The sequence below is a fragment of the Herbiconiux sp. FW305-C-125 genome (genome assembly GCF_058783455.1).
The window spans coordinates 1212006-1233646 of record NZ_JBYSYO010000001.1; the positions used below are offsets into that span (position 1 = coordinate 1212006).

Annotated in this window: 24 protein-coding genes; 9 read left to right on the forward strand and 15 right to left on the reverse strand. The window is 71.0% G+C overall.

Annotation, left to right across the window (positions count from 1 at the left end):
• Window positions 1-9: 9 nt before the first annotated feature.
• Window positions 10-471 (reverse strand): helix-turn-helix transcriptional regulator, encoded by a 462-nt coding sequence (locus tag AC3WLB_RS06245; RefSeq protein ID WP_492504241.1) that lies wholly within the window; start codon window positions 469-471, stop codon window positions 10-12.
• 148 nt (window positions 472-619) lie between these two features.
• Window positions 620-871 carry a hypothetical protein gene (locus AC3WLB_RS06250; RefSeq protein ID WP_051048077.1) on the reverse strand — a complete coding sequence of 84 codons (252 nt, stop codon included), beginning with the start codon at window positions 869-871 and terminating at the stop codon, window positions 620-622.
• A gap of 23 nt (window positions 872-894) precedes the next feature.
• Between AC3WLB_RS06250 and AC3WLB_RS06255 the strand changes: the two genes are divergently transcribed.
• From AC3WLB_RS06255 to AC3WLB_RS06265, 3 genes are all read left to right on the forward strand, one after another.
• Window positions 895-1359, forward strand: a complete 465-nt coding sequence (locus AC3WLB_RS06255) for a MarR family winged helix-turn-helix transcriptional regulator (RefSeq protein WP_492504243.1) — start codon at window positions 895-897, stop codon at window positions 1357-1359.
• 77 nt (window positions 1360-1436) lie between these two features.
• The gene (locus AC3WLB_RS06260) at window positions 1437-2216 is read left to right on the forward strand and encodes a class I SAM-dependent methyltransferase (protein WP_492504245.1); all 780 of its coding nucleotides are present in this window, start codon (window positions 1437-1439) and stop codon (window positions 2214-2216) included.
• A 61-nt stretch (window positions 2217-2277) separates the two neighbouring features.
• Window positions 2278-3120 carry a class I SAM-dependent methyltransferase gene (locus tag AC3WLB_RS06265; RefSeq protein ID WP_492504247.1) on the forward strand — a complete coding sequence of 281 codons (843 nt, stop codon included), beginning with the start codon at window positions 2278-2280 and terminating at the stop codon, window positions 3118-3120.
• A 49-nt stretch (window positions 3121-3169) separates the two neighbouring features.
• On the opposite strand, the gene AC3WLB_RS06270 is transcribed toward AC3WLB_RS06265, so the two are convergent.
• The 4 genes from AC3WLB_RS06270 to AC3WLB_RS06285 all read right to left on the reverse strand — a co-directional run bounded on the left by AC3WLB_RS06270 (window position 3170) and on the right by AC3WLB_RS06285 (window position 5532).
• Window positions 3170-3484, reverse strand: coding sequence for a metalloregulator ArsR/SmtB family transcription factor (locus tag AC3WLB_RS06270; protein ID WP_022898107.1), 315 nt, complete (start codon window positions 3482-3484; stop codon window positions 3170-3172).
• A 7-nt stretch (window positions 3485-3491) separates the two neighbouring features.
• Complete coding sequence (locus tag AC3WLB_RS06275; protein WP_492504250.1) at window positions 3492-4070, reverse strand: SRPBCC domain-containing protein; 579 nt, start codon at window positions 4068-4070, stop codon at window positions 3492-3494.
• Between the two features lie 101 nt (window positions 4071-4171).
• On the reverse strand, window positions 4172-5053 hold the full coding sequence (locus AC3WLB_RS06280; RefSeq protein WP_492504677.1) for a S1C family serine protease: 882 nt from the start codon (window positions 5051-5053) through the stop codon (window positions 4172-4174).
• A 125-nt stretch (window positions 5054-5178) separates the two neighbouring features.
• Window positions 5179-5532, reverse strand: coding sequence for a nuclear transport factor 2 family protein (locus AC3WLB_RS06285; protein ID WP_492504252.1), 354 nt, complete (start codon window positions 5530-5532; stop codon window positions 5179-5181).
• A 127-nt stretch (window positions 5533-5659) separates the two neighbouring features.
• On the opposite strand from AC3WLB_RS06285, the gene AC3WLB_RS06290 reads away from it, so the two are divergent.
• On the forward strand, window positions 5660-5986 hold the full coding sequence (locus tag AC3WLB_RS06290) for a biopolymer transporter Tol (protein WP_492504254.1): 327 nt from the start codon (window positions 5660-5662) through the stop codon (window positions 5984-5986).
• 1 nt (window position 5987) lies between these two features.
• Here the strand turns inward: AC3WLB_RS06290 and AC3WLB_RS06295 are convergent, their stop codons facing one another.
• Together AC3WLB_RS06295 and AC3WLB_RS06300 are read right to left on the reverse strand one after the other, a co-directional pair.
• Window positions 5988-6197 carry a DUF3072 domain-containing protein gene (locus AC3WLB_RS06295; protein WP_492504679.1) on the reverse strand — a complete coding sequence of 70 codons (210 nt, stop codon included), beginning with the start codon at window positions 6195-6197 and terminating at the stop codon, window positions 5988-5990.
• Between the two features lie 158 nt (window positions 6198-6355).
• Complete coding sequence (locus tag AC3WLB_RS06300; protein WP_492504256.1) at window positions 6356-7282, reverse strand: cation diffusion facilitator family transporter; 927 nt, start codon at window positions 7280-7282, stop codon at window positions 6356-6358.
• A gap of 59 nt (window positions 7283-7341) precedes the next feature.
• On the opposite strand from AC3WLB_RS06300, the gene AC3WLB_RS06305 reads away from it, so the two are divergent.
• Window positions 7342-8025, forward strand: coding sequence for an HAD family hydrolase (locus AC3WLB_RS06305; RefSeq protein ID WP_492504258.1), 684 nt, complete (start codon window positions 7342-7344; stop codon window positions 8023-8025).
• Window positions 8026-8105: 80 nt separating this feature from the next.
• A complete protein-coding gene (locus AC3WLB_RS06310) occupies window positions 8106-8411 on the forward strand; it encodes a DUF3253 domain-containing protein (protein WP_492504260.1) in 306 nt (101 codons plus the stop codon).
• Window positions 8412-8430: 19 nt separating this feature from the next.
• Here AC3WLB_RS06310 and AC3WLB_RS06315 read toward each other — a convergent pair whose 3' ends face one another.
• Window positions 8431-9441 (reverse strand): TerC/Alx family metal homeostasis membrane protein, encoded by a 1011-nt coding sequence (locus AC3WLB_RS06315; protein WP_022898116.1) that lies wholly within the window; start codon window positions 9439-9441, stop codon window positions 8431-8433.
• A gap of 231 nt (window positions 9442-9672) precedes the next feature.
• A complete protein-coding gene (locus tag AC3WLB_RS06320) occupies window positions 9673-11355 on the reverse strand; it encodes a cell wall-binding repeat-containing protein (protein ID WP_492504263.1) in 1683 nt (560 codons plus the stop codon).
• A gap of 88 nt (window positions 11356-11443) precedes the next feature.
• Between AC3WLB_RS06320 and AC3WLB_RS06325 the strand changes: the two genes are divergently transcribed.
• Genes AC3WLB_RS06325 through AC3WLB_RS06335 form a run of 3 tightly spaced genes read left to right on the forward strand, consistent with a single transcriptional unit; the run spans window position 11444 to window position 13507 of the window.
• Window positions 11444-12181 (forward strand): MSMEG_4193 family putative phosphomutase, encoded by a 738-nt coding sequence (locus AC3WLB_RS06325; RefSeq protein ID WP_492504265.1) that lies wholly within the window; start codon window positions 11444-11446, stop codon window positions 12179-12181.
• A 4-nt stretch (window positions 12182-12185) separates the two neighbouring features.
• Window positions 12186-12740, forward strand: a complete 555-nt coding sequence (locus AC3WLB_RS06330; protein ID WP_492504267.1) for a DUF3090 domain-containing protein — start codon at window positions 12186-12188, stop codon at window positions 12738-12740.
• Window positions 12740-13507, forward strand: a complete 768-nt coding sequence (locus AC3WLB_RS06335; RefSeq protein WP_492504269.1) for an SCO1664 family protein — start codon at window positions 12740-12742, stop codon at window positions 13505-13507. Before AC3WLB_RS06330 ends, AC3WLB_RS06335 begins: the two co-directional genes overlap by 1 nt.
• A 3-nt stretch (window positions 13508-13510) precedes the next feature.
• Here AC3WLB_RS06335 and AC3WLB_RS06340 read toward each other — a convergent pair whose 3' ends face one another.
• The 5 genes from AC3WLB_RS06340 to AC3WLB_RS06360 all read right to left on the reverse strand — a co-directional run bounded on the left by AC3WLB_RS06340 (window position 13511) and on the right by AC3WLB_RS06360 (window position 21629).
• On the reverse strand, window positions 13511-14950 hold the full coding sequence (locus AC3WLB_RS06340) for an amidase (RefSeq protein WP_492504271.1): 1440 nt from the start codon (window positions 14948-14950) through the stop codon (window positions 13511-13513).
• Window positions 14947-16113 (reverse strand): pyridoxal-phosphate-dependent aminotransferase family protein, encoded by a 1167-nt coding sequence (locus tag AC3WLB_RS06345; RefSeq protein WP_492504273.1) that lies wholly within the window; start codon window positions 16111-16113, stop codon window positions 14947-14949. Before AC3WLB_RS06345 ends, AC3WLB_RS06340 begins: the two co-directional genes overlap by 4 nt.
• 93 nt (window positions 16114-16206) lie before the next feature.
• The gene (locus tag AC3WLB_RS06350; protein ID WP_492504275.1) at window positions 16207-18681 is read right to left on the reverse strand and encodes a beta-glucosidase; all 2475 of its coding nucleotides are present in this window, start codon (window positions 18679-18681) and stop codon (window positions 16207-16209) included.
• A gap of 2 nt (window positions 18682-18683) precedes the next feature.
• Window positions 18684-20051 (reverse strand): sulfatase family protein, encoded by a 1368-nt coding sequence (locus AC3WLB_RS06355; RefSeq protein ID WP_492504277.1) that lies wholly within the window; start codon window positions 20049-20051, stop codon window positions 18684-18686.
• A 12-nt stretch (window positions 20052-20063) separates the two neighbouring features.
• Window positions 20064-21629, reverse strand: a complete 1566-nt coding sequence (locus AC3WLB_RS06360) for a sulfatase-like hydrolase/transferase (RefSeq protein WP_492504279.1) — start codon at window positions 21627-21629, stop codon at window positions 20064-20066.
• Window positions 21630-21641: the final 12 nt, after the last annotated feature.

Consider the following 21641-nt stretch of genomic DNA (forward strand, 5'->3'; position numbering starts at 1 on the left):
GGCTCGACGCTAGCGACTGGGCGTCACGGACGCTTCTTCGTTCCTGCTCGATTCGCCCGTGCTGTGCGACGGCGGGATGCGGCGCGCTCGGCCGAGCACCATCGCGCTGCAACTCGGAATGGCGATGGTGTCGCTGTGATCGCGCGCGCGGTAGGCGCTCGGCGTCTCGCCGACGAGTTCGGTGAACCGGGAGCTGAACGAGCCGAGGCTGGTGCAGCCCACGGCGAAGCAGGCGTCGCTGACGCTGATGTCGCCGCGGCGCAGGAGCGCCTGCGCTCGCTCGATGCGCCGCGTCATGAGGTGGGAGTAGGGCGTCTCGCCGTAGGCCTCACGGAAGCGGCGGCTGAAGTGGGCTGTGGACATGAGCGCGAAGCGCGCCAGCGCGGGCACATCGAGGGGGCGGGCGTACTCGCGATCCATGAGGTCGCGGGCGCGGCGCAGGCGGCGGAGTTCGTCGAGGTCGGCGCTCATGCACCCATTGTGATCCCCCGCGAGGTGGCGTGGTGCACTTCCTGGCGAAGGATGGCCGGTAACTCTGCATGTGAGAGCAAGCGACGCCGTATAGGGCACCACTCCCTCTCAAATGCAGAGTTACCGGCCATGCGAGGCGCGGCGCAGCTCACGCCGCGGTCGGGCAGTGCAACTGGGTGCGTTCGCCCGAGCGGTCGATGTCGTGGCGCGCCATGAGCTCGCCGCAGAGCGGGCAGCGCGGATCGGCCGGCGGGACGTATGGTGCCTCGTCGCGGCCGATGCCCACCTGGGCGGGGCCGGCGTAGCTGTAGACGAGGCGGTTGATGGTGTTGAACAGCCCGGGCTTGCCGTCCCACGGATTCATGGGGTTGGCTTTGCGCGCCGCTTTCCTTCGTGCCATAACCATTAGTGTACTATCTATTTATGACTTCTGGGACGATCGAGTCGACCGAGACCGACCTGCTCGCACTCGACCGGCAGCTGTGCTTCGCGCTGGCGGTCGCGTCGCGATCGGTGATCGGGGCGTACAAGCCGATTCTCGAACCGATGGGGCTCACGCATCCGCAGTACCTCGTGATGCTGGCCCTCTGGGAGAGCGAGCCGCGCTCCCTGTCGGCGCTCGCCGAACTGCTGCGGCTGGAGCCCGCGACACTCTCGCCACTCGTGAAGCGGCTCGAGGCGGGCGGGTTCGTGACGCGGGAGCGGTCGGCGGAGGATGAGCGGCAGCTCGCCGTGCGGCTCACCGCGGCGGGTCGCGACCTGCGGGCACAGGCGGAGCAGGTGCCGCCGCAGGTGGTGGCGGCACTCGGGGTCGACATCGACGAGCTCATGGAACTGCAGGTACGGCTGTCGGCGATCATCGAGCGCATCGCGCCACTGCGCGCCTGAGCGGTCGCGGTCGCGGTCTCGCTTGCCGAATCGGCACGCGATTTCGCCCCACGGCTCGCTGTGCGCATGCTGGTGGAATGAGTGACGAGACCGAGTTGGATGCGACGACCTTCTGGGAGGGCCGCTACAGCGAGAGCGATCAGATCTGGAGCGGCAACGCCAACCGTGCGTTGGTCGATGTCATCTCCGGGCTCGAGGTGCAGCCCGGGAGCGCGCTCGACCTCGGCAGCGGCGAGGGCGGCGACTCCATCTGGCTGGCCGAGCGCGGCTGGCAGGTCACGGGCGTCGACATCTCGGCCACCGCGTTGGCCCGGGCCGCGGCGCACGCTGCCGATCGCGGAGTCGACCCGACGTGGGTGCAGGCCGACCTCGCCGAGTGGGAACCGCCGGCGGGGTTCGACCTCGTCTCCGCCTGCTTCCTGCACTCCCCGGTCGCCTTCCCCCGCGAAGAGGTGCTGCGCCGGGCCGCTGCAGCGGTCGCGCCGGGCGGGTACCTGCTCGTGGTCGGCCACGCGGGCTTCCCACCCTGGTCGCGCCACGCGGAGCCGGATGCGGGTGCGGACGCAGTCGCGCACGGCGCCGCGCCTGCCGAGGACCACATGCACGCCGCAGGAGGGCACGGAAACCCAGCCGCGACCCACCACGCGCGCGACGCCGAGCCTCAGGCCACCGCCACCGCGCACTCCCACGGGCACGACCACCTGCCGACGCCCCACGAAGTGCTCGCAGCCCTGCACCTGCCCTCGGGCGAGTGGGAGACGCTCATCGCCGAGAACCGCGCCCGCGAGGCGACCGGGCCCGACGGCCAGCAGGCGACGCTCGACGACGCGATCCTCCTCATCCGTCGCCGCTGGTAGCCTGGTCGGCTGGCCACCGGCCGGCCGCCCCCGCGGGCGCGTCGCACGAACGGGAGCCACCGTGAACGAGTACCTCGACACCAACCGAGCCAACTGGGATGACCGCGCCTCGCTGCACGCCGCCCGCGCATCCGGCCGCGGATACGAGGTGCAGCGTTACATCGACGACCGGTCGCTGCTCTCCGACGTCGTGCGGTTCGACCGCGAGCGGCTCGGCGACATCGTGGGGCTCCGCGCCGTGCACCTGCAGTGCCACATCGGCACCGACACGCTGTCGCTCGCGCGCCTCGGGGCTCGCGTCACCGGCCTCGACTTCTCCTCCGTCGCGATCGCCGAGGCGCGCACCCTCGTGCGCGACAGCGGCGACGAGGCGGCCGTCGACTTCGTCGAATCCGACGTCGACGGTGCGCTCGGCGTGCTCGAGCCCGCATCCTTCGACCTCGTCTACACCGGCATCGGTGCACTCTGCTGGCTGCCCCGGATCGCCGACTGGGCGCGGGTCGTCGCCGCGCTGCTGAAGCCGGGCGGGCGTCTGTTCCTCCGCGAGATCCACCCCATCCTGTGGTCGATGGACGAGACGCTGACCGACGATCTGCACCTGCGCTACTCCTACTTCGAGCAGGCCGAACCGCTCGAGTGGAACGGCGAGAGCAGCTACGTCGCGACCGACCGCCCGCTGACGGCCACCACGACGTACGAGTGGAACCACGGTCTCGGCGAGATCGTGACCGCGCTGCTGGCCGAGGGGCTCACGCTCACGATGCTCGTCGAGCACGACAGCGTGCCGTGGGAGGCGCTGCCCGGCCAGATGGTGCAGCGCCCCGACGGCGAGCACGCGCTCGGCGCTCTGGCCGGCGTGGCTCCGCTCTCGTACACACTGCAGGCGGCGAAGCCGGCGGCGTGACGGATGCACGGGGCGGCCGTGCGCATCCGCCCGGCAGCGGCGCAGACCCTCAGAGGGACTCGGCGATCTGCCTGATGGCGGCGAGGCGGGCGTCCCACTCGGCGCCGAGTGCCTCGAGGCGGCGCGCTGTGGCGTCGAGCGTGGCGCCCACCACCCGGAAGCGCACCTCGCGGCCCACCCGCACGGGTTCGACCAGCCCGACCTCCTGGAGCACGGCGAGGTGCTTGGCGATGGCCTGACGAGTCACGGGCAGCCGCCCGGCGAGGGCCGACGCCGATGCGTCGCCCTCGCCGAGCGCTGCGAGGATGCTCCAGCGCGTCTCATCACCGAGCGCGGCGAACACGGGCACGAGTGTGTCGGTCACGAGCGGGTCACGCGTGCACCCGCGCCCCGACCGGGCCGACGCCGGTCTCGGGGGTCTCAGTCGCGCCGGTCTCGGTCGCGCCGGCCTCGGTAGCGCCGGTCTCGAGGAGAGCGACGAGCTTGTCGAGCTCGCCGTCCCAGCCGCCGCGGTGACTCTCGAGATCGGCCTTGGGGTCGGGGGTGGTCTCGAATCCGGTCTCCACGACGGTGAGGCGGGTGCCGCCGTCGACGGGCTCGAGCGTGAACGTGAAGACCGTGGAATGAGCCTCGTCGATCTCGCTCGGCACAGGCTCGCCGAGGCAGGGGTTGCACCAGCGGTACGAGATGAGGCGCGGCGCGGCGACGGCTTCGATGCGCAGCGGCACGGCATCGCGGCCGGGCCACGTGATGGTGCCGGTGACGCCGGGCGTCGCGGTGGCGCCCGCGCCGACGCCCGCGCCCGCGAACTCCGCGCGCCCGAACCAGCGGGAGATGTGCTCGGGCTCGGTCACGGCCGCCCACACCTTCTCGACGGGGGCCGCGATCCGGATGCTCCGCGTCACGGTGAACGCCTCGTCGTCGACGACGGATGCCGGGTTGCTGGTCATGCTCATGATCCTTGTTCCTTTCGGTCGGTTATGCAACTCAACAGTTGCACAGGGCGCCGAGTAGTGCAACCCATAAGTTGCACTTAGGACATCGGTCGCGGTCAGCGCAGCAGCAGCTCCGTCGGCTGGAGGATGACGTCGACGAGCGCGCCGTTCCGCCACACCGTCATCTCGATCATCCGGTCGATCGCGTTCTCGACCATGAGCCGCTGCACCGCCGTCGCGCTGACGATGGTCGTGCCGTCGAGCGAGAGCACGATGTCGCCCCGACGGATGCCGGCGAGCGCGGCCGGACTGTCGGCCACGACGGTCGCGACCTGCATCCCGCGCGCCGAGCCGACTTTCGCCTGCACCTCGGGCGGCAGCTGGATCTGCACGCCGGCGATGCCGAGCCAGGCCCGCCGCACACGGCCGAACGTCGTGAGCGCGTCGATGATCTCGCGCGTGGTCGAATTGATCGGCACCGCAAGACCCAGGCCGACGCCCGCGACGGCGGTGTTGACGCCGACCACCGCACCGGTTCCGTCGGCCAGCACGCCGCCGCTGTTGCCGGGGTTGAGGGCGGCATCCGTCTGCACGACCTCGTCGATCACGCGGCCGGCCGTGGTCGGCAAGGACCGGCCGAGGGCCGAGACGATGCCGGCCGTGACGCTGCCGGCGAGCCCGAGGGGGTTGCCGAGCGCGACGACGAGTTGGCCGACCCGCAGCCGAGCCGCGTCACCGAGCACGAGCGGCGGCGGCGTGGGGCCGCTCGCCCGCAGCACCGCGAGATCGGAGAGGGGGTCGGCGCCGATCACCCGGGCATCCGACGAACGTCCGTCGGCGAACGCGACCTCCATTTCGCGCGCCCCGGCCACGACGTGGGCGCTCGTGAGCAACAGCCCGTCGTCACCGATGACGGATGCGCTCCCCGCGCCGGCGCCCCGCGAGGTCTGCACGCTCACGCTGGCCACCGAGGGCAGCACCCGCTCGGCGACGCTCATGACCACCTCGGAGTAGGCATCCAACGGTTCCCGTTCGTTCACCCCTCCATTCCACCTCCACCCCGCCGACCGACGCCCCCACTTCGCTCATAGCGCACAGCGCCGGCCGCCCCCGGGGCGGTGGGTCACTCGTGGAGGATGGTGCGGAGGGTCGCGATGCGGCCGTCGACGACCGTGATGATGTCGATTCCGCGGGCCACGGGAGAGCCGGCAGGACCGAAGGTCCACGCCAGGGCACCGGTGTCGGCGTCGACGTACGCCAGCCCCTCCTCGGCGAACACGAAATCGGCGGGGGCGCCGTCGAGAAGTGCCGCCGCCTTCTCGGCGAGGGCGACCCGGCCGGTGACGGTGCCCTCGGGGTCGGTGAACGCGACGTCGTCGGCGTAGGTGGCATCGATCGCGGCGCTGCGCGACTCGGGGTCGCGGTTGCCGAAGACCTCGTGCAGGTTGGCGGTGAGCAGCTCGGCGGTGGTGGGCATGGATTCTCCTCGAGGGCGGCGGGCCGGCGGATCAGGTCGGCGAACACGGCGGTCGAGCCGGTTCGCGTGCTGCGACTGTATCGCGGCCCGCCGACATCGGGACCGCGCCGCGACGTAGGCTGCAACCGTGGAGCAGGAGGCGGACGAAGCGGGCACCGACGACGAACGCTGGCTCGTCATCGACGGTCGGCGCTGGCGCCGCACCGACCCGTCTCTGCCGCCCGACCTCGTCGCCGCACTGACCTCGCATTTGGGCCGGGCGCGCTCCGCCGTCGGCGCCGCGAAGCGCGCCGGCGACGACGAGCGCGTGTCGGATGCCCGCCGCCGCGTCGACCTGGCCAAGCACGGCCTCGGCGAGCGCGGCCTCCGTTGGTGGACCGAGCCCGAGCCGGCCCGCCTGGCCCGCGCTCGCGAAGCCTTGGCCGAGCTCGACGCCTGCGGCGCCTCCGACTGACCTACTGCCCGCGGCCGGTGAGCTTCTGCAGCCGGTCGATGTGCTCCGACGCCTCTGCCTTCGTCAGGTTCGCGGGCAGCTCTTCGCCGGCCTCGCGCAGCAGGGTGTCGAGGTAGCTCTTCTGCGGCCCGGTCATCGGCTCGTCGCCGGTGACCCAGTCCTCCGGGTCTTTGCTGGCCGACGACGTATCCGGCCCCGATCCGCCGAGCATCTCGACGTCGTCGGCGGCGGGTTCGGGCACGATCTGCTCGTTCTGCTCGAAGCTCTCCCGGGCATCCGGACCGTTCGGATTGTCGGGGCTGGTCTCAGTGCTGTCGCTCATGCCGAGGAGCGTACGCCCGGCCTCCGACACCCGCCACGCGCCGGCGCTCAGGCCGGCTCGGCGTCGTCGAACACGATCGACGGCTCGTCGTTCACCGACAGCGTCAGCACCGCCGTGCCGATGAGCTCCTCCCGTTCGAGGTCGCCCTCGAGCCGCCGGAGCTGCGCCGCGACACCGTTCTCGGGCTCGTCGCCCACAAGGTCGACCGCCGCCACGAGGAACAGCACGCCCGGCCCGCTGAACTCGAGATACAGCGCGGTGACCCGGTTGATCTCGGGGTGCGCGAGCAGCATCCGGCCGACCTGGGAGCGGTACGCATCCGTCGGTCCAGCGCCGAGCAGATACCGTCGGTTACGACTGATGAGGAGCAGCGCCACCCCGCCGAGCAGCAGGCCGATCGCGATCGACCCGAGGGCGTCCCACATCGGATCGCCGGTCAGCTGGTGCAGACCGATGCCGGTCGCGGCCAGCACGAGACCGATGAGCGCCGCCGTGTCTTCGAAGAACACCGAGCGCAGTGTCGTGTTCGAGCCGTTCACCACGTAGTCGAAGAAACCGCGACGGTAGCGGCGGGCGGTGCGCCGACCCTGCATCACCGACTGCGACAGCGAGATGCCCTCGAGCACGAACGCCACCGCGAGCACGATGTAGTTGAGCGTGTAGTTCTCCACCGCCTCCGGCGCGGCCAGGCTCTGAATGCCGTGGTACACCGACACCACGGCGCCCACCGTGAAGATGCCGAACGCCGCGAACAGCGAGAAGATGTACGCGTCGCGGCCGTAGCCGAGCGGATGCGCCGCATCGCGTTTCTTCTCGGCCCGCCGGTCGGCGATGAGCAGGAAGATCTCGTTCCCCGCGTCGGCCCAGGAATGCGCGGCCTCGGCGAGCATCGACGCCGAGCCGGTGAGTGCGGCCACGATCGACTTCGCGAGGGCGACGAGGATGTTGGCGATGAACGCGATGACGACGGTCATGCCATCACGATACGGGTCGCCGGCCCTGCGGCGAACGGGCATCGGTGGTTCAGTGGGGTATGGCCTCCCCCACCCCCGTCCGCGCGGTACTGTTCGACATCGACGGCACCCTCATCGACTCCAACTACCTGCACGTCAACGCCTGGATGCGGGCGTTCGCCGACGTCGGCGCAGCCGTCGACTCGTGGCGGGTGCACCGGGCCATCGGGCTCGATTCGTCGAAGCTCCTCGAGACCTTGCTCGGCGACCGTGCCGACGAGCTGGGCGAGCGGGCGTCGGAGCGGCACTCCGCGCACTACGAGGAGCTGTACCCGCAGCTGCGGCGCTTCGACGGGGCACGCGAGCTGGTGCAGCGGCTGAGCGAAGCGGGCGTCCGCGTCGTGCTGGCCACATCCGCCCCGCCGGAGGAGTACGAGGTGCTGAGGGAGCGCCTCGACGTCGACGAGTTCTTGCACGCCGCCACCACCGCCGACGACGTCGAGACGGCGAAGCCCGAGCCCGACATCATCGCCACGGCGCTCGAACGGGCAGGAGTTCCGGCCGAGGAGGCCGTGATGGTCGGCGACACGCGCTGGGATGCGGAGGCGGCCGGGCGCGCCGGCGTGCGGTCGGTCGGAGTGCTCTCCGGCGGCATCGGCGCGGAGGAGTTGCGGGCGGCGGGAGCGGTCGCGGTGTTCGACGACGTGTCGGCGATCCTGACGGCGTTCACCGAGCGCGGAGCCGAATGGCTCGGACGGGCGTAGGGTCCGACGCATGACGAGCGATCCGCGACCAGAGCCCACACCTCCCGACGAGGTCGACCCCGACGAAGGCACCGCGCCCGATGGCACCCCGGTCGAGAACCCCTCGGGCTGACACCGGCGACAGCACTTCGGCGCAGCACGAGGCGGCGGGCCAGCTCGAGGAGAGCATCCGCGAGCTGGTCGCCCGGCGCGCGCCCACGTCGACGATCTGCCCGTCCGACGCGGCGCGCGCTGTGGGTGGGGACTCGTGGCGCGAGCTGATGGAACCCGCACGGCAGGCGGCGCAGCGTCTCGTCGACCGGGGCGAGGTGGTGATCACGCAGAAGGGCGAGGTTGTCGACCTGGCCTCGGCGCGCGGCCCCATCCGCATCCGTCGCGCCCGCTGAGCCACGCCCACGCCACACCTCAGCCCCTGGGGTGCTGCGATGCCTCCTCGGAGGGGGTGACCGCCGCAGCGGTGCGGGAGGACTTCACGAGGCTCGCCACCGTCGCCACGGCGATCGTGGCCGCGATGAACAGCAGCGAGAACCAGATCGGGATCTCCGGCACCCACAGCACGGGCTCGCCGCCGTTGATGAACGGCAGTTCGTTGACGTGCAGCGCGTGGAAGACGAGCTTCACTCCGATGAACGCGAGGATGACCGCGAGCCCCTGTGCCAGGTACACGAGCCGCTCGAGCAGCCCGCCGATGAGGAAGAAGAGCTGCCGCAGCCCCATCAACGCGAAGGCGTTCGCGGTGAACACGATGTAGGCCTCGCTCGTGAGTCCGTAGATCGCCGGGATGGAGTCGACGGCGAAGATGAGGTCGATGAACCCGATCGCGATCACGGTCAGGAGCATCGGCGTGGCGAAGCGGGAGCCGTTCTTCACCACGGTGAACCGGTCGCGCTCGTACTCGTCGGACACGGGCAGCACCCGCCGCACGAATCGCATGAACCGCCCGTCGGCGGGGTTGCTCTCGTGGTTGCCGAACGCCTGCCGCCAGGCGAGGAAGAGCAGGAGGGCGCCGAAGAGGTAGAAGATCCAGGACAGGTTCTCGATCAGCGTCGCTCCCACCGCGATGAACCCGCCACGGAGGATGAGAGCGATCACGATGCCGATCATGAGCACCTTCTGCTGGTAGGCCTTCGGCACCGCGAACGCGCTCATCACGAGCAGGAAGACGAAGAGGTTGTCGATCGACAGCGCCTTCTCGGTGAGGTACCCGGCGAAGTACTCGCCGCCGTAGGTCCAGCCCGAGACGACGCCGATGCCCACGCCGAACAGCAGCGCGAGGCCGATGTAGAACGCCGACCACCGCGCCGACTCGCCGATGGTGGGCTCGTGCGGCTTCCGCACGTGGGCGAAGAACTCGTAGACGAAGAACGCGATCGTGACCGCGATGGTGATGATCCAGATGAGAGGCGTGACCTGCACGGTGACTCCAGAGGGCTCGGTTGTCGAACCAAGGTCTCCTCCACCCCGCCGAGGCGGGACCGGTGGCCCGAGATGCCACTGAGCATCCGTACTGACGAGCCGACCGCGGGTGGGAGTACTCCCCCTGCTGCACCCAGGATACCGGATGCGCGCGACCGCGCCGAACCCGGCGACCGACTCTGATGTTCTACTCAGGCGTGATTCGTCAGCCCGCCGCTGACGGTCCGCGGCTCAGCAGGGCGTGAGATTCTGCACCCCGCTACCCAGGGTGTTGGGGCCCCCGACGAGCACGATCCGCTCCACATGCAGCCCGCGCATGGTGTCGAGAGTTGCCTGGGGAACACAGTTCGGGGCCGCGAGGAAGAGACGGGAGTCCGCCTTCGCAGCCAGCGTCGTGGCCGAAAGCGCATCAGGGAAGGTCAGGCCACTTACCAGGTACGCCGTATTGTTCACTGTCGGCGGCGTGAAGTAGCCGTCGTACGAGTTGAGGTTTCGGTTGACGGCGAAGCGATCGGCGCCGCCGACGCGCGACGCGGGGCCGTCGTACCGGCTGAAGTCGTTCAGTTCGTTCATCAAATAGTCGGTGATGGACGCCGGCCCGCCCACGACGGTGACGCCCCAGATCTGGGAGTTGAAGAGGTAGATGCGCGTCTCGGCGTCGAGCTGAGGCGCGAGACCGTCGATCAGAAGCACCGGGGAGAACTCGGCTGCCGCCACGGCACCGGAGGAGAGCGCATCCGGGAAGTTGCGACCGCTCGCAGCGAGCACAGAGCGGCTGTCGATAGTCGGCCCGAACGCCTCGAGGTTGAGTGCGCGCGACACCTCATAGCGGTCGGCCCCGCCGATCCGTTCCACCGGCGCGATCGCGGACAACTGCCGCTCGACATCCGCCCCGACCGAGTTCGGGCCGCCGACCACCACGATCTGGGCGGGGTCGAGCCTCTCGATCTCTGCGCGGACCGCATCGGGAAGCGACGTCGGGGTCACGAGCAGCAAGGGCGCGTCGTGGTAGGCGGCCGCCGGCCCGGCACTCAGTGCATCCGGCCAGTTCAAACCGTTTGCCACATAGACCTGCTGCACGCCGGGGGCGAATCCGACTTGCGAGGCGTGCACGGCGACGGCGAACCGGTCGTCTCCTGCGATTCGGTCAGCCGCCACCGTGACGTGGTAGGGCTGCAGTGTGCCATCTGCCCCGGTGACGGTGTCGCCATCGGCGATATCGATCTGCCGTGCTCCGGAGAGATCGCTTCCGCCCGCGTAGGACACCCCGTACGGCGAGGGCGTGCGGTCGGGATCGTGATAGAACTGCACCACCCAGCGGCCTGGGGCGAGCCCGTGCAGGGTGTAGTTGCCATCCGCGCCGACCTCGGCCCAGACAGTCGCACGATTCTGGTAACCGGTCGAGGGGTCGTACAGGAAGGCCTGGGCCATCGTGTCGGCCACAGCGGCACCTGACGAGTCCGTGAGTCGGCCCGACACGGCTCCGCCCTTCGGCGGAGCCACCTCGAGGCCGGTGACGTCGTGATCGATCACCTCGATCACTGTGGCCTGCGAACGGTAGGGAGTGTCGCCGTAGTACCAGTCGGTCGAGAACCCCTCATAGTCCTGGTACGTCAGCTGGATGTACAGCGAGACACTGAGGAGGTAGCTGCCCGGTTTCACGTCGCCGATGGCGAAGTTCCCGTCATAGCCGATGCTCGCCGGAAACTCGCCGACCAGCTGGCCGGCGAGGGTGGTGAGAGTTGCCGATCCTCCCAGTGGAGTCGGCGAGTACGGGTTGGGCGGCATCGGGGACACCACCGTGCCCGAGACCGTGTACCGCGCCGTCGCGTCTGCCTGCGCCGGCGGCACCGCCCCCAGGAACAAACCGAACACGGTAAGGACGGCGGCGGACGCAGCGAAGAACTTTCTCATGGATACCCCCGACGCCAACGATAGCTCAGCGCTCGGTCTGCTCTGCCGTCGGAGCTGGCTGACACGGCAGCTGTCTAGGCTGGCAGGCATGGCGACGATGATTCTGGTGCGGCACGGGCGCACGGCGGCGAACGTGGCGGGCGTGCTGGCGGGACGCGCCGGTGGCGTATCGCTCGACGACGTGGGGCGCGGGCAAGCCACCCGCATGGCGGAACGGCTCGCGGTGGCGCCGCTCGTGCGCGTGATCTCCAGCCCGCTCGAGCGCTGTCGCGAGACCAGTGCCGCGATCCTCGCCCAGCAGGGTGTCGATGCGGATGCGCGACTCGAGATCGACGACGACCTCACCGAGTGCGACTACGGCGACTGGCAGGGCCGAGCGCTGCGCGAGCTGGCGAGCGAGAAGCTCTGGAGAACCGTGCAGACCCAGCCCTCGGCCGCGGTCTTCCCCGGTGGGGAGTCGCTGGCGGGGATGCAGGCGCGCGCGGTGGCGGCGGTGCGCCGGCACGACGCCGCCGTCGAGGCCGAGTACGGCCCCCGCGCGGTGTGGGCGGCGGTCAGCCACGGCGACGTGATCAAGTCGATCCTGGCCGATGCGCTGGGGATGCACCTCGACCTGTTCCAGCGGATCAGCGTGGGCCCCGCATCCGTCTCGATCGTGCGATACGGCGCCGACCGGCCCGATGTCGTGTCGACCAACACCGACGCGGGCGACCTCTCCTGGCTGCGGAGCGCAGCGGCACCCACCACGGATGCACCGGTCGGCGGCGGTGCAGGGCATCCGGCTGCGCACCCCGAGCCCGACTCGCCCGGCACGCTCGTAAAATAGGAGCATGCCCACGATCGCTCACGAGTTCGACTGGCCCGACCGCGTCGTCATCGGCACCCTGGGCCGCCCCGGTGAGCGCACGTTCTACCTGCAGGTGCGGGCAGGACGCCGCATCCTCAGTGCGACGCTCGAGAAGGAGCAGTCGGCGTTGCTGGCCGAGAAGATCGACGAGATCCTCGACGAGCTGATGGTGAACGAGGGCAACCCGTTCAGCGTGCCGGCCGTGACGCCGGTGGAGCTGGTCGACAACGAGCCGCTCGAGCCGGTGGAGGAGCAGTTCCGCACCGGCGCCCTCGGCCTCGGCTGGGACCCGACGACGGCGCAGGTGGTGCTGCAGGCGTTCCCGATCGTGGTGGTCGAGGCCGACGACCTCGCCGACATCGACGCCGACGACCTAGAACCCGAAGAGATGCTCGAGGTGCGGATGCCCGTGGGCACCGCCCGGGCGTTCGCGAAGCGCACCCGCGAGATCGTGGGGGCCGGGCGCCCGATCTGCCCCCGGTGCGGAAACCCGATCGACCCGGAAGGTCACGTCTGCCCCGAGCCCGGCGACCTCTGATGGCGGAGGCCGAGCTGATCGACGGCGAGCTCGAACTCACCGGGCGCATCACCACGGCCTCGAACGCCACCTTCCTCGGCCGGATCGGCGACACCCAGGTCGTCTACAAGCCGGTCGCGGGCGAGCAGCCGCTCTGGGACTTCCCCGACGGCGACCTGGCCCACCGAGAGGTGGCCGCCTACCTCGTGTCGGAGGCGTTCGGGTGGAACGTGGTGCCGCGCACCTGGCTCCGCGAGGGGCCGTTCGGGGTGGGCATGGTGCAGCTCTGGCAGGACATCGATCCCGAACAGGAGACCGTCGACCTCGTGCCGGCCGACGCCGTGCCGGACACGGGCTGGCGCCGCGTCTTCGACGGGCACGACGAACACGACCGGCTGGTCACGCTCGTGCACGAGGACTCGGCCGCCCTGCGCAGGATGGCCGTGTTCGACGTGGTGGTCAACAACGCCGACCGCAAGGGCGGCCACGTGCTGGCGATGCCCGACCGGCACCGCTTCGGGGTCGACCACGGGCTGACGTTCCACTCCGAGCACAAGCTGCGCACCGTGCTCTGGGGCTGGCTCGACGATCCCCTCACGCCCGACGAGCTGGCCGCGCTCGACCGCCTGCGCGCCGATCTGGGCGCGGGTCTCGGCGCGGCGCTCGGCGCACTCATCACCGACACCGAACTCGACGCCTTCGGCAGCCGCATCGACCGTCTGCGCTCCCGTGGAACGTTCCCGGCACCGAGCGGCGCCATGCCCGCCGTGCCGTACCCCCTGTTCTGACCGTCAGCTGTGCGCGGGGTGCCGCTCCGCCCACGGGCGCACCCGCTCGAAGGCCGCGGCCGCGCGCAGCAGCCGCGCGTCGGCGAGGTGACCGCCCGCGATCTGCAGCCCCACCGGCTGCCCGGCCGCGGTGAAGCCGACCGGCACGGAGATGGCCGGCGTGCCGGTCATGTTGAAGGGATAGGTGTTGAGCCAGCCCAGGATGCGGTCGCTGAGCGGCGCACCGTCGAACTCCGGCGGCCCGAACCCGACTGCCGGGAACCCGGCGACGCGGAGGGTCGGGCTGACCAGGAGGTCATGTTCGTCCATGAACCCGGCGAAGGCCCGGTAGACGGCACTCCGCTCCATCTCGGCCGCCGCGATCTCGGTGCCGGTCTGCGCGGCGCCCGCGCGCACGATCTCGACCAGCTCCGGGTCGACCCGGTCCGTGCGCAGCAGCTCCGCCCAGTCGTAGGCGTCGAGGTCGGGCGCGTAGGCCGGCAGCCAGACGCCGTTCCACATCGCCGCCTGGGGGTCGGACCAGGCCGGCGCCGCCGGCACGACTGTGGCCCCGAGTTCGGCGAAGGCCGCCACCGCGGCCTCGCAGAGAGCGAGCACCTCGGGATCGGTCGCCGGGCCGAAGCCGAGATCCGGCGACCACGCGATCCGCCAGCCGCTCAGATCGCCCGCCAGCTCGGCACGGTAATCGGTCCCGTCGGCCGGCAGGCTCATCGGGTCGACCCGGTCGGGGCCGGCCTCGACCTGCAGCATGAGCGCGACATCCGCCACCGTGCGGGCCAGGATGCCATGGCTGAGGAAGGTCGCGAACCGCGTCGGCAGCAGTTCCTGCGGGATGCGGCCGGTCGAGGGCTTGAAGCCGACGAGCCCGCAGAGCGCGGCCGGGATGCGGATCGACCCGGCGCCGTCGCTGCCGTCGGCCAGCGGGGTGAGCCCGGCTGCGACCGCGGCCGCGCCCCCGCCGGTGGAACCGCCCGGGGAGCTGTCGAGATCCCAGGGGTTGCGGGTCGCGCCGTAGAGGTGGTTGTCGGTGGTGCCGCGGTAGCCGTTCTCGGGCAGGTTGGTCTTGCCCATCAGGATGCCGCCGGCCGCGGCCAGCCGCCGGGTGACGACGGCGTCGTGGCCGGCACGGTGGCCGGCCATCGCAGCCATGGCCCCGGTGTGCGGCAACCCGGCGGCAGCGGTGCTCTCCTTGAGCGAGTAGGGCACGCCGGCGAGCGGGCCGACGTCCTCCCCCGCAGCGATCCGCCGGTCGAGGTCGTGCGCACGCTGCCGCACGGCCGCCGGATCGACGTAGACGAAGGCGTTGAGCGCCGGGTTCAGCCGTTCGATCCGCTCGAGGAAGTGCTCGGCGACATCGCTCGCCGCGAGCCGCCGGGCGCTGACCTCGCGCGCGATCTCGCCGGCGCTCAGCCAGGTGAGCTCGTCGGCCGCATCCGTCATCATGCGCCCGCCGGGCCGGCCGAGAGCACCGCCATGGCAGCCTCAACACCCGCGCCGAGGTCGATGTCGATGCCGAGGTCGCGCAGTCCGCTGCCGAGAGCGGTGAGGCCCACGATCGGGTAGAGACCGGTGGCCGTCGGCCCCATGTGCGCGATGTGGATGATGTTGCCCGCCGACGATCCCGTCGACAGCATCACGCCGTACCGCTCACGGATGTGCGCGCTCAGCTCCGTGTGCACGATCCCGTCCGGCACCCGCACCGCGGTGATCGGGTTGCCCGAGATCTCGGCCGAGACCGGCCAGAGCTCCAGCCCCATCGCCCTCACACCGGCGCGCGTGACGGCAGCGGCGTGGGCGTGGCGGGCGATCGAGTTCTCGATCCCCTCCTCGAGCATCGCGTCGAGCGCGGCCTCGAGCCCCATCACATCCGTGACCGACGGCGTGAACGGGAAGGTGCCGTTCTCGAGCCAGGCGACCTTCCAGTCGATCAGCGACAGGTACGAGTACCGAGGTGCGTTCTCGTTCGAGAGGATGCGCTCCCACGCCGCCGGGCTCACCGAGGCCATCGTGATGCCCACCGGCCCGCCGAGGCACTTCTGCCCGCCCGAGATGCAGACGTCGAGCTCCCACGCATCGGCCTCGAAGTGGCTGCCGCCGATGGAGGACAGCGCGTCGACCAGGGTGAGCGCGCCGTGACGCCGGGCGATCGGCCCGAGCCGGGAGCAGTCGGAGAGCGTGCCCGACGGCGTCTCCGAGTGCACGATCGTGACGAGCTCGATCTCGGGGTGCGCCGCCAGGTAGGCGTCGACGTCGTCGGGGTCGACCGCGCTGTCGTACGCGACCTCGATCTCGTGCAGCACGCATCCGTAGCTCTCCAGCCACTGGCCCATGCCCTTGCCGTAGATGCCCTGCACCAGGTTGAGCACGTGCATGCCGGGGCGGGTGAGCGACCGCGCGGCGCCCTCGAGGCCGAGGATTCCCTCGCCCTGCAGGAGCAGCATGTCGTTCGTGGTGCGGAAGAAGGCCTGCGCCTTCTCGGTGGTGCGCCGGAAGGTCTCGATGAAGGTGGGGTCGAGGTGGTAGACGAGCTGCGAACCCAGTGCGTTCAGGGTGCGGGCGGATGCGGGCGTCGGGCCCGCCGTCAGGGTGAAGTCGGGGGCTTTCACACGGAATCCTCTCGGTCGGGCTCGGAATTCCTCTCACGATACAATCGAACTATCGCAGGATGTAACAATTCGCCGATCGGTTTTACACGGTGTTCACACGGCGCCCACCGAGACGACGACCTGATGCGGCAGCGTGTCGACGGCGGACCCGATCCGGAGCGTGAACTGCCCGGGCTCCACCTGCCAGCCGCCATCCCAGTGCGCGAGTGCCCGCCGGGAGACGGGGATGCGGGCGACCTCCTCGCCTCCGCCCTCGCTCCGCACGACGGCCCACCCGACCAGCCAGCGCACCGGGCGCTCGATCGACGAATCGGGCCGCTCGGCGTAGACCTGCACCACGTGCTTGCCCGGCCGTGAACCGACGTTCGCCACCGGCACCTCGACGACCCAGCCGTCTGCATCCTCGGCCACCGTCGGCGTGCCGAGCTCCCAGGTGGTGTAGCCGACGCCGGCGCCGAACGGGAAGGCGGGTGCCCGTGACTCGCGCAACCAGGCGCGGTAGCCGATGTGGATGCCCTCGTCGTAGCGCAGCACGCCGTCGCGGGGGGTGACGTCGAGCACCGGCACGTCGGCGAGCGTCGCCGGCCAGGTGGTGGGCAGCCGGCCGCCCGGCTCGGCGATTCCGCGCAGCATCTCGCCGATTGCCGTGCCGTACTCCTGCCCGCCGAAGTACGTCACGAGAATGGCACCGACCTGCTCCCGCCAGGGCAGCAGCACGGGCGAACCGGAGTTGACCACCACGACCGTGCGCGGGTTCGCCGCGGCGACCGCCCGCACCAGTTCGTCCTGCTCGCCGGGCAGGTCGAGATCCTGCCGGTCGTACCCCTCCGACTCGACCTGCGCGTTCGTGCCGACCACCACGACGGCGACGTCGGCGCGCGCCGCGGCCTCGACCGCGCGCTGCCGGGCGATCTCCGGATGCGCGGTGTCCGCCTCGATCCCGACCATGAGGGCGAGCGCGTCGGTGAGGGTGTCGTCCCGCGCGGGCTCGAAGACGACCCGCAGTTCGACCGTCGTGCCGGCGGTCAGCGCCGCGGGGGCCGACGCCGACGGCGGCGAGAACAGTCGCGCGGCGACGTCGTTGCTCTCGGACCGCGTCTGCAGCACCGCGATCTCACGCCCGTCGACGAAGACGGCGCCCGAACCCAGTCCGGCGAAGCCGAGCAGAGCGTCCCCCGTCTCCTCCGGCGTGAACCGCGTCGTGAACTCGATCGTGTGCGTGGCCCCGATCGGCGCGTCGCCTCCGACGAAGACCAGCGCGCTCGCCCGGCGTTCCTCGGCGTGGAGCTCGGTGCCGGTGGCGTCGAGAAAGCGCACGTGCGCGCCCGGTTCGCCCGTGACGGGGTTCGTCATGGCCGCGAGCGGAAGCTCCGCGACGCCCTGCGCCACGACCGCTCCCCGCTCGTACTCGATGCGTGCATCCGGGAACGCGGCGCGGATGCCCTCGAGCGGCGAGACCACCGACTCGGGAACCACGGTGGCGCTCCCCCCGCCCTGCGACCGCGCCTCCCGGGCGTTGTGGCCGATGACGGCGATCGTCGGCACCGACGGATCGAGCGGCAGGAGGCCGTCGTTCCGCACGAGCACCGAGCCCTCGACGGCGGCCTCGCGGGCGAACGCGACCGCGTCCTCGCGGTCGACCGGGGCTGTGGCGAGGTCGGCGAAGCCGTCGAGCGCGCCGACGCGGGCGGCCAGCAGCAGGATGCGCCGCACCTTGCGGTCGATCGCGGACTCCGCCACCCGCCCCGCGCGGACGGCCTCCAGCAGGGCATCACCCCAGGCACCGCGTGGCCCGGGCATGGCGAGATCCTGGGAGGCGCACGCGGCGTCGACACTCCGCACGGCCGTCCAGTCGCTGATCACGACGCCGTCGAACCCCCATTCGGAGTTGAGCGGCGTCTCCAGCAGCGCGTTCTCGGTCATGGTCACCCCGTCGACGGCGTTGTAGGCGCTCATCACGAGCCAGGCGTGCGCCTCGGTCACCGCCTTCTCGAACGCCAGCAGGTACAGCTCGCGGAGGGTGCGCTCGGTCATCCGCACGTCGACACTCTGCCGGTCGGTCTCGGAATCGTTGGCGACGTAGTGCTTCGGGGTGCCGGCGACCCCGTTGCGCTGGAGGCCGGCCACGTAGGCGGCGGCGAGTTCGGCGGTGAGCACGGGGTCTTCGCTGAACGCCTCGAAGTGCCGCCCGCCGAGGGGTGAGCGGTGCAGGTTGATGGTGGGCCCGAGCACCACGTCGACGCCCTTGCGCCGCGCCTCGACCGCACAGACCGCGCCGTACCGCGCGGCGATTCCCGGGTCCCACGAGGAGGACAGCGCGGTGGCCGAGGGCAGGTTGACCGACGGACTGCGTTCGTCCCACACCTCGCCGCGAACACCGCTCGGACCATCGGAGACGAGGATGCGCCGCAAGCCGATCCGCTCGATCGGCCAGGTCGTCCAGAAATCGCGGCCGGTCAGCAGCCGGACCTTCTCCTCCAGCGTCAGTTCGGTCACCAGGGCGTCGATGCGCTCGGCCGTCGTCGCGGGGGAGTTCGTTGCGGTGGAGTTCGTCGTGGTGCTGGTCATCGTCATCCTTCCGCGGCGAAACCGCGCTCGCCGAGCTGCTCGTCGAACCGGGCCAGGAGCGGGTCGGCGGTGTCGGTCATCCAGGCCCGGAGGTGCTCGCGAGCGGTCGCGAGCGTCGCTGCGTGCGCCGGCTGCTCGGAGAGGTCGCGCAGCCCCGCCGGGTCGTTCTCGAGGTCGTAGAGCTCCTCGCGCCGGCGGTGGGTGTAGAACTCGACCCGAGCGGCGATCGCCGGGTCATCGGCCGCCGCCGCCACCATCCCGGGCCAGCTCAGGCCCATCATGTTCTCGGCCTGGTACTCGGTGTGCCCGTCAGCCCAGCCGTTCCAGATGTAGCCGTACCGGGCATCCTGCACGCACCGCATCTCGTAGCGGCGCTGAGCGGCCGTCTCGTGGAAGACCGTGACGACGTGGTCGCGCTCGGGGGTGGAGGGAGAGCCCCGTAGCACCGGGACGAGACTCTCCCCGTCGATCTCGCCCGCCGCAACGCCTGCCGCCTCGCAGAACGTGGGGAACAGGTCGAGCATGCTGACGAAGCGTGTGGTCTCCGCGCCTCCCGGTGCGACGACCCCCGGCCAGCGCACGATGAGCGGTGTGCGGGTCGACTGCAGGTAGCAATTCGCCTTCGAGAACGGGAACGCCATGCCGTTGTCGGAGAGGAACACGACGAGGGTCTCCCCCGCCTGCCCGGACGCCTCGAGTTCACCCAGCACGGCACCGACGACGTCGTCGCAGCGCCGCGCCGAACTCAGGTACTGCGCGTACTCCGTTCGCACCGCGGGGATGTCGGGGAGATACGCCGGTGGGGTCGCGGCCTCGTCGTCGGCGTCGTACACCTTGGAGGGCTCGGGGATGGCGTCGGCGGCGTCACCGAAGGCTCGGCGCACGTCGTCGGCGCCGTGGAACGGGCGGTGGGGGTCGTGGGCGTTCACCATGAGGAACCAGGGCCGGTCCGCCGCTTCGGCGAGGAAGGCCGCCGTCTCCTCGGCGTAGCGGGCGGGGTCGCGGCCGAGCCCGAGTTGCCGCATCTCCACGATGCGGTCCCAGCCGAAGCGGTCGACCGGCTGGAGGTGGTTGACCTTGCCGAGGATGCCCGTGCGATAGCCCGCCGCAGCGAGCAGTCCGGTGAGCAGGGGCACCCCGTCGTCGATGGGCTCGAAGCCCTCGGCGCCGTTCCGGTGCGGCCACAGACCGGTCATGATGGCGGATCGGCTCGGCTGGCAGACGGCGACCGCGACGTGCGCACGGCCGAAGATCATGCCCTCGGCCGCCAGCGCGTCGAGCGCCGGCGTCACGTCGCCGGGGCCGCCGAACGCGCCGGGGGTCGTGCCCTCCATGTCGTCGGCGGTGATGAAGAGGATGTTGGCAGGCATCGTCGACCCTCCTCAGCCGACCGCGCGCTGCGGCGGGATGCCCCGGGCCACGTGGTCGTCGAGCACATCCTGCCACGGGATGACCGAGTGCGCCCTCGCCCACTCCTCGTAGATCGCCACGAGCTCCTCGACCAGCTCGGGTCGCTCCGCGGCGAGATCGTTCGACTCGATCCGGTCGACGGCGATGTCGTAGAGCTCCCACGGGCCGCCCCACTCGCGCACGAGCTTGTGCCGGCCCCGCCGCACCGCCGCGTTGCCCACGTGCTCCCAGCAGACCGTGCGGTCCTGGTCGTCGGATTCGGGTGTGCGCCACGCCTCCAGGAGGCTCTGGCCCTCGGCGGAGTTGGGGGCGCCCAGCACGTCGAGGATGGTCGGGACGATGTCGGTGACGTGCCCGAGCGAGTGGCTGATCGCGCCGCCCGCCGGCACTCCGCCGCCCGGCCAGGCGGCGATGAACGGTGTGGAGATGCCGCCCTCGTGCACCCAGCGCTTCCACATGCGGAACGGCGTGTTCGACACGGTCGCCCAGTCCTTGCCGTAGCTCTGGTAGGTCGTGTCGGGCCCGGGCATGATCGAGGGATCGTTGCCGAACGGGATCGGCCGGCCGTCGCGCGTGGCGGGCGGAGCCGTGAAGGGCGGGAAGAAGGAGGGCCCGGGCGGGAGCTCCTCGGCGCAGCCGCCGTTGTCGGAGAAGAACAGCACGATCGTGTCGTCGGCCACTCCCGCCGCATCCAGGGCGTCGAGGATGCTGCCGACTCCGCGATCCAGCGACTCGACCTGGGCGGCGTAGACCGCCATCCGTTCGATCTGCCAGTCGCGGTTCTCCTCGGGCCACTCGGGCAGCGTCTGCTGCTCGGGCAAGTGGTCGACGGCGGGCAGGATGCCCTCCTGGCGCAGCCGTGCGAGGCGCCGCTCCCGCGCATCCGACCAGCCGGCTTCGAACCGTGCCCGGTACTTCGCGATCTCCTCCTCGCGCGCCTGCAGAGGCCAGTGCGGCGCCGTGTAGGTGAGGAAGAGGAAGAACGGATCCTCCGCCTTCGCGTGCCGCCGCACGAAATCGACGCCGCTCGCCGTGATGTCGTCGGTGAAGTAGAAGTCGTCGGGCAGCTCGTCGTCGGGCACCCTCGTCTCGCCCTCGGTCAGCGGGGGCTGGTAGTAGCTCGACGCCCCGGGCAGGATGCCGCGGAACTCGTCGAAGCCTCGACGCGTCGGCCAGGTGTCGCACGGCGTGGTGAACTCGCTGGCGAGATGCCATTTGCCGAACAGTCCCGTGGCGTAGCCGCGCGCGTGCAGCAGCTCCGCGAGCGTCGGCACCTCGGTGGTCAACGAACCCGGGTAGCCGTTCGGCCGGTTGTCGGTGGTGAGCACGCCGATGCCGACCGAGTGCGGGTGGTGGCCCGTGAGCAGGGCCGCGCGCGACGGGCTGCAGCGCGGCGTGACGTAGTACGAGCTCATCCGGATGCCGCGGTCGGCCAGCCGCTGCAGCGCCGGGGTGTCGATCTCACCACCGAAGGGCGCGATGTCGGAGAAGCCGAGGTCGTCGGCGAGGATGATGACGATGTTGGGCTGGTGGGCCACGGAGAGGTCTCT